We start from the raw sequence: 2,526 nt of genomic DNA on the forward strand, positions 1-2,526 counted from the left end.
TTTCCAGGTTGGTATGTTAAGTGCATCTAAATAAAAAAATAAAGAACTGTTTGATAAAGGATTCAATAAAAGGAGATCTTAAAACAATGAAAACCAATGCAAGAGCAGTCATTATCGGTGGTGGTGCAATCGGTGTCAGTGTGGCATATCACCTGGCAAAATACGGATGGAAAGATGTTGTGCTGGTTGAAAAACACGAGCTGACGTCGGGGTCCACCTGGATAGCAGCAGGTAATGTCTCTTTTTACCATCCAAGTTTTTACTGCACCCAGATTAACATGAAGAGTATCGAAATATTCAAGCAGCTGGAACAGGAAACCGGGCAATCCACCGGTTGGCATACAACAGGGTCTATTAAAACCGCTGACAATCCTGACCGTATGGATGAGCTGGGATATTATTATTCCATGAACCGTTGCTTGGGACTAGATGTCAGTTTTGTAACGCCTGAAGAAATGGGTAAATTGCACCCTTTAATGAATACAGATGGGCTTTTAGGCGGCCTTTACTGGCCGGATGACGGAGATGTGGATCCTGCTTCCATGACCCAGGCCCTGGCAAAAGGGGCAAGAAAATACGGAGCAGAACTCAACCTTCATACCCTGGTCACCGGTATTGAGCAGAAAAAATCCGATGAATGGATCGTAAAAACCGACAAAGGGGATATTACTTGTGAAGTTGTGGTCAATGCAGCAGGGCTCTGGGCACCGGAAGTTTCAAAAATGGTCGGCCTTGAAATTCCTTCCATTGCCATTGCCCATACCCATATCCTGTATGAAAAAATTAATGCAGTTGAAGATAGGGATACCATGCTGCCACTGGTACGTGATCCTGATAAATCCGTTTACCTGAGACAGGAGATGGACAGTTTGATCCTGGGCATGTATGAGGCAAACGGACAGCAGTGGAAGAAGAACGGGGTTCCCTGGGATTATGCCCAGGAAGAACTGAACCCGGATATTGATAATATTGCCGACTGTATTGAAGCCGGCATGGAACGGTTTCCTGTCTTGGGAGATACCGGATTCAAGCATGTGACAGCAGGCCCGATTACTTATACGCCGAATGGTGATCCCCTGGTGGGTCCAGCTGCACCATTGAAAAATTTTTACCAGGCTTGTGGTTACAGCTTTGGTATCACCCAGGCAGGTGGTATCGGGCATTATCTGGCCGGATGGATCATGAACGGCGAGCCTGAAATTGATCTGTGGCATGTGGATTCCAGACGGTTTGGCTCCCACGCCAACTGGGCATATAACCATGAAAAAATTGCAGACATCTATCCAAGACTTTATTCTACTTTTTTCCCCAATGAGTTTCGGGATGCGGCAAGGCCCAACAGGACAAGCCCGATTTATGAATACCAGAAAGCAGGCAATGCTGTTTTCGGAGACTACTACGGCTGGGAATGCCCCAATTATTTCCCGCCCGAGGGTGAAGATGCCTATGAAACACCGTCCTGGAGGCGGTCTAATGCCTTTAAGCATGTGGACAATGAATGTAAACATGTCATGAACCATGTGGGCATCATTGATCTTACCCGTTTTGCCAAAACAAAAATTTCAGGGCCGGGTGCGAAAAAATGGCTTAACAATATGACCTGTCAGAAAGTGCCTGAAAAAGATGGCAGTATTGCCTTAAGTCCCATGCTGGATCACAAAGGAAATTTTAAATCAGATATGACCATTACCCGGGTCAATGAGGAAGAATTCTTTTGCGTCACTGCAAGTATAGGGAAAAAACATGATCAGCACTGGATGCTGGTTAACCTTCCATCTGACGGGTCTGTCCAAATGGATGATCTCACCTATAAAATGGGCTGTCTGGTTCTTGTGGGACCTGAAAGCCGCAAGGTATTGGAAAAGACGGTTTATGGGGATGTGTCCAATGATATATTTAAATTTTCTTCCAGCCGGGAAATTTATGTGGGCCGGACGAAATGCCGCATCAACCGCATGAACTATGTTGGGGAACTGGGTTTTGAGATTTTTCATCCCATTGAACAGCAGATTGCAGTTTACAATGCCCTGATGGAAGCCGGCAAAAAATTCGATATTAAATTAATCGGTATGCATGCCATGGATTCCATGCGCCTTGAAAAAGGCTACCTGGCCTGGAAGAGCGAAATGACGGTTCACCATACTCCTCTTGAGACCAATGTGGGCTGGACAGTGAAGCTGGACAAGGAGTTTATCGGTAAACAAGGTATCCTTAAACAAAAAGAGGCAGGTATTCCTTTAAAACTGGTATGTCTGGTGGTTGAAGCAAAAGATTCAGATCCCTGGGGATATAATCCGATTTTAAAGGATGGTGAACGTATCGGCATGACCTCCTCAGGAGGTTACGGTCACAGGGTGGAAAAAAGTATTGCCCTGGGGTATGTAACGCCTGAATTTGCAAAAACCGGGACAAAAATGGATGTGGAAATTCTTGGTAAGCCCAAAAGCGCCCAGGTGGTGACCATGCCTCTGTATGATCCTAAAAATGAAAGAATGAAGAGTTAGAAGCCAACAATAAAATAAGAAA

1 protein-coding gene is annotated in these 2,526 nt (G+C 45.2%); it reads left to right on the plus strand.

What is annotated here, in order from left to right:
- Positions 1 to 86 precede the first annotated feature (86 nt).
- On the plus strand, positions 87 to 2,504 hold the full coding sequence (locus tag K8S13_RS03500) for an FAD-dependent oxidoreductase (RefSeq protein WP_291460483.1): 2,418 nt from the start codon (positions 87 to 89) through the stop codon (positions 2,502 to 2,504).
- The last annotated feature ends 22 nt before the right edge of the window (positions 2,505 to 2,526 follow it).

Source organism: Desulfobacula sp. (genome assembly GCF_021107415.1).

Coding starts and splice junctions, on each gene's coding strand:
- K8S13_RS03500 (WP_291460483.1), top strand. CDS start 87: ATGAAAACCAATGCAAGAGCAGTCATTATCGGTGGTGGTGCAATCGGT.